Origin of the sequence: Cupriavidus campinensis (genome assembly GCF_905397395.1) — a bacterium.
Taxonomy (GTDB): Bacteria; Pseudomonadota; Gammaproteobacteria; order Burkholderiales; family Burkholderiaceae; genus Cupriavidus; species Cupriavidus campinensis.
In genome coordinates this window covers 1-4,895 of sequence record NZ_CAJPVH010000115.1, presented here as the reverse complement: position 1 = coordinate 4,895, position 4,895 = coordinate 1, and the positions used below count along the sequence as shown (strand labels likewise).

3 protein-coding genes and 1 tRNA gene are annotated in these 4,895 nt (G+C 65.8%); 1 reads left to right on the top strand and 3 read right to left on the bottom strand.

Going from position 1 to position 4,895, the window contains the following annotated elements; genetic code table 11:
• A partial coding sequence (locus KHO18_RS27885) for a dihydrolipoyl dehydrogenase family protein (RefSeq protein ID WP_211944284.1) occupies window positions 1–1,313 on the top strand: 1,313 nt, incomplete at its 5' end.
• 56 nt (window positions 1,314–1,369) lie between these two features.
• On the opposite strand, the gene KHO18_RS27880 is transcribed toward KHO18_RS27885, so the two are convergent.
• The 3 genes from KHO18_RS27880 to KHO18_RS28595 all read right to left on the bottom strand — a co-directional run.
• Window positions 1,370–4,237 (bottom strand): M66 family metalloprotease, encoded by a 2,868-nt coding sequence (locus KHO18_RS27880; RefSeq protein ID WP_211944283.1) that lies wholly within the window; start codon window positions 4,235–4,237, stop codon window positions 1,370–1,372.
• 210 nt (window positions 4,238–4,447) lie between these two features.
• A tRNA-Phe gene (locus KHO18_RS27875) sits at window positions 4,448–4,523 on the bottom strand.
• A 62-nt stretch (window positions 4,524–4,585) separates the two neighbouring features.
• Window positions 4,586–4,895, bottom strand: a 310-nt coding sequence (locus tag KHO18_RS28595) for a helix-turn-helix domain-containing protein (protein ID WP_280527781.1), incomplete at its 5' end; no start/stop codon positions are given.

The window sequence follows — 4,895 nt, the reverse complement described above, 5'->3', positions numbered from 1 at the left end:
GTTCCGGCGGCGTGGCGGCGGCCCGGCGCGCGGCGGCGCTGGGCGCGCGCGTGATCCTGGTCGAACGTGACGCCATCGGCGGCACCTGCGTCAATCGCGGCTGCGTGCCCAAGAAGATGCTGTCCTATGGCGCCACCTGGGCGGCCATCCTGTCTGATTGCCTGTCGCACACGGGCGGCAAGGAGGACTGGCGCGACGCCATCGTGCGCGTCAATGCCGAGGTCGCGCGTCTCAATGCGTCCTATGCCCAGCGGCTGACCGAGGCCGGCGTGGAGATCCTGCACGGCGAAGCCCGACTGACGAGCCCGACCGAGATCGTCGTCGGCAATGAAACCCTGCGCACCCGCAAGACGCTGATCGCCACGGGCGCGCGGCCGCGCGTGCTGCCAGTGCCCGGCGGCGAGCTGGCAAGCACATCCGACGATGTGTTCACGTGGCAGACCGTGCCGGCCTCGATGGTGGTGATCGGCGGGGGCTATATCGCCGTGGAACTGGCCTCGATCCTGTCGCGCTACGGGGTCAAGGTCGACCTGCTCGTGCGCGAGGACCGGCTGCTGCCGCGCTTCGACCACGACGTTTCCGCCGCGCTGGCCGGGGCGCTGGCCGCCAAGGGCATCCGCCTGCATTTCAATACCGAGGTGACGCTGCTTTCGCAGGCCAATGGCGCGACGGAGGTTTGCTACACGCAGGATGGCAATCCAGGCCGTACCCAGACCGTGCGCGCGCAGGCGGTGCTGGCGGCGATCGGCCGGCAGGCCAACGTGGAGGGGCTGGGGCTCGAAGACATCGGCATCGAACTGGGCGAAAAAGGTGGCATCCGCGTGGACCGCCAGTTCCGCAGCTCGGAGCGCGCGCTGTACGCGGTGGGCGACTGCATGGCCGAGAACCTGCATCTGACACCGGTAGCTATCGCACAGGGCCGCTGGGTGGCGGACCGCCTGTTCGGCAAGCGCGGCGACCTGGCCGATTTCGACATTGTCCCGACCGCCGTGTTCTGCGAGCCAGCCATCGGCGTGGTGGGCATGACGGAGGCGCAGGCCATCGAGGATGCGGGGAAGCCGGAGCGCATCCGCACCGAAATCAAGCGATTCGTCTCATTGGAGAACCGCTTTGGCGGCAGCTCGCAACAGTCGATGATCAAGCTGGTGCTGAACGCGCGTAGCGGCCGGGTGCTCGGCGTGCATCTGATGGACAACGCCGCGCCCGAGATCATCCAGGCCCTGGCGGTGTCGCTGCGGCTGGGCCTGAAGGCCTCGCATCTGAAGACGACCCTGCCGCTGCATCCGACGGTGGCCGAGGAGATCTTCGGGTAAACGGCACGTGGCGCGGCATTGCAGCCGCGCCACGTGCTGACGCCGGAGCTCAGGGGTCAGGGAATGACGACGTCCCAGCGGATGCTCAACTCGTGGAGCTTCTTGGCGTTGATGTGCCAGGCGTGCGCCGTCAGCGTCAACGGTGTGTCCGCCGGCGAGACATAGTGGCCGGCCGGCAACGCCGCGTTCTTGGCCGGGTCGAACGCCACGACCAGCGTGTCCGCGCAGTTTTTGGCGTGATTCCCGCCGTCGTTCATGGCGAACTGCCAATGTCCGTATCCGCAGTTTTGCTTGTATCCGTCCAGCACCATCTCGAAACGTTCATGGGTATCCACGTTTTCGACGAGGGCTGTCAGCCGCGCCGGGCTTTTGTCGTACGCCCATTTGCCGGCCCCGGGGCCTTGCCGCCCGTCCTTTGCCATGAAGAAGATGCTCGAGTTGGGATACTGGAAGCCGGCCCTCTGGAATGGGAAGGCGGTCGCCGTGACCTGCTCGGGGCGGAAGAACGAGACATGGATCCTGAGATCATCGACAACCGCATCGTGCGATCCCTGCCGCGCGTGCACATCGAGCACCACCGGCTCCTCCGTCGCGTAGTAGCCCGCCGGCAGGTCCGGATTGTCCTCCATCATCGCCCAGACGGCGATGCGCTGGAAATTGCTGGTGGTCTGTGCAGGCGACGCGGGAGTGTCGATCGGTGACAGGCTGATCCCCGAGGTCGTCTCGTGGGTGCGTGCCGCCCGCACGATGACCGCGCGGGTCTGGCCGTCCGGGCCTTTCATCGGCACGACGAGCCGGGTGTAGGCATAGAAGCCACTGGCGGCGGACGCCGTGGCCGGCGTGGCCGAGCCCCCTGCGCGCAGCGTGGCGTACATCTCCGTGCCCGGTTGCGGGTACCACGTCACGTCCGCGGCCTGCCGCCCGCAGGGCGCCTGGATGCACATGTCGCTGAGATGGATGTCCGCAGCATGGCCGATGCTGTCCTGGCCCATCTCCTGAACGGTGGGCAGGCTGCCAGCCGGCGCCAGCTGGCGTGTGAACAGTGCCGTGCTCTGCGTCAGCGTGATGGCGGGATAGCCTTGCGCAGCCTCGTAGAGGGTGGCGGCCACCGGATGGTCATCCAGCGCCACATTCATCGAAAAGTGCTTGAGGTCGGTGGGGAGCGTGAGCTGCCTCTGGGGGATCAACGTATATTCACGGTGGCCATCCGCGAATCGCACTTCAACGAAGTATCGTGCCCCCTGGTAGGCGGCCGGCAGTCCCGCCGCAAACGGATTCGGCATCACGAAGGTGTTGCCGCTTGCCGCGTACAGCGCCGGATAGATCTGGCGCGCGTCCGGTGCCGTGCTGGCGGCCAGCGTGCCGATCAGGGTCAGGACAGGCACATTGACGCGTGCGGGCGCCAGGGCGTCAGAGGCCGGCGTGGTCCGCAGGTACGTTCCGCTCTGTTCGTCCTGCGCATAGACGCCGGCCTGATGATCCTGCTCGCGCAGGGTCGGAGTCTGCTTCATCCATTGCTGGAACTTGCGTGCGTGATAGGCCGTGTAGGGCGGGAAGCAGGACTGGGCATCGGACCGCTCGCCGCCATTCATGGGGTCGCGCTTGCCGGCAAGGCCGTTGGCCGTATCGCCTGCCACGGGCGTTCCGGCAACCTTGTACCAGGTACGGAACGCATTGCGAACCACGTCCACCGGCTGCGGATGCGTGGGCAGCCAGGTGCCATCCTTCGGATACTCTTCCGCGATTTTCCAGTTGGCCGCGGTGCCTCCGGTAAAGTGGCCAAAGGTGTAGGAATGGCCGACTTCATGCGCAAAGGCGTTGCCGCAGTCGGTGTTCCACCAGATGGCCGACCAGCCGGTCCAGCCGCCGGCGGCGCCGATGTCGTCCATGTCGATGAGCGCGCCGCTGCTGTTGCGGTACCGGCCCTGCCCGACATAGGTGCCGAAGCTGTAGGGCGAACTGTCGCCATAGATGCCGGTCAGCAGGCCGCGTCCGGTGTTGGCCATGCTGGTCCGGATGGTCCACTGCTTCAACGAGCCGTAATAGCTGCTGTTTCCTGCGGCGCGGAAGGCCGCGTCCGATGTCACACGCGTGGGCGGCGTACTGCCGGACTGCGCAATCATGTAATCCCAGTGCACGGGCGCGTAGTCGACAAGCCGCAGTTGCGTGACTGGCATGACGGCGAAGTAGTCGCGCATGAGTTTGCGTGCGTTGACCGTGTCGGTGTTCTCCGTGCCGTCGCCGAACATCGTGAACTTGACGCGGCCCAGCGTCAGGGTGGTGGCGGCTGTCAGGGCAGGCATTGCCGTGCTGGTGCGCCAGGCGTCCACGGTTTGCCTGACGTGCGAGACATCGTCATAGCCGACGGACAGCGTCACATCCGCGCGCACCCAGCCGGCCGGCACCAGCCCGCTCCATGCCTTGTCCGAGTAGGACGGCAAGTCCACCGGCGTGAGTCGGCTCTCGACGAAACGGGGCAGCTGCTCGGGCGGTTTCAATGCATACCGACCCAGCGACCGGCCATTCTCGATGGCTTCGATAAACATCGGCTTGCTGCTCGGGATGGCCGATGTCGGCGTGAACAGCACCATCGTATTTCGACCAGTTGAGAGCGATGGCGCAATGCGCGTTTCTTTGCTCTCGACCATATGGGTTTGGCCAAATTCGAACTTTCCGGCGAGCGTGTGCGTGCGCGTGTCGTAGCGCGGCTCCGGGGCGGGAAGGACGTCGATGGGGCCGCTGTCGGGCGGCAAGCCGGTGTCGCTGATGCTCGGGGGGGAAGAGGCTGGCGTGGTATTGGCATCGTCGACGCCGCCGCCGTCGCCACCGCCGTCGCCGCCGCATCCTGCAATCAGTGCGCAGAGCAGCAGGCTTGCCAGGGCGCCTTGGGTGCGCGTGGGGGAGTGGAAGGGAGACTGGAACATCGGAACACCGCCTTTTGGGAACGCGTTTTAGCTTGGGCGGATTAAATACCGGATGCTCTCTAGTCTCTATCGTAGTTCGCTTAGTTTTGGGCGATGCTCGCCGGCAAGTGTCGTGCGGTTGCGTATCGCAACTCGACGAAGTTGCGCGTGATGCAGAATACTGCCGCACCAACGCAAAAACGGACGCCGAAGCGTCCGTTTTCTTGTATCTGGTGGCCTGGGACGGAATCGAACCGCCGACACAAGGATTTTCAATCCTCTGCTCTACCGACTGAGCTACCGGGCCAAAGAAGCGAAACTATATCAGCGTGAAATCCGCCAGTCAAGCGTTGCGTGCGTCACTGCCGGTCATTGTTCGGTGGGCTCGGGCTTGTTGCGCCCGAGTTCCACCCCAAGCTGCTTGAGCTTGCGGTACAGGTGGGTCCGCTCGAGGCCGGTCTTCTCGGCCACGCGCGTCATGCTGCCGTGCTCGCGCACCAGGTGGTATTCGAAATAGGCGCGTTCGAACAGGTCCCGCGCCTCGCGCAGTGGCATGTCGAAGGAGAAGTGCATCTCGGCCTCGGGCAGGCGGGCCGGATTGCCGTTCGCGGTGGTTTCCGCGGGCGCCTCGGCGGGCGCCAGCGCGGCCGCGGCGGCTTCGCCCGTGGCAGCGGTGGCG

Excerpts from the sequence above, each read along its gene's own strand:
- KHO18_RS27880 (WP_211944283.1), bottom strand. The coding sequence starts at position 4,237 with ATGTTCCAGTCTCCCTTCCACTCCCCCACGCGCACCCAAGGCGCCCTG.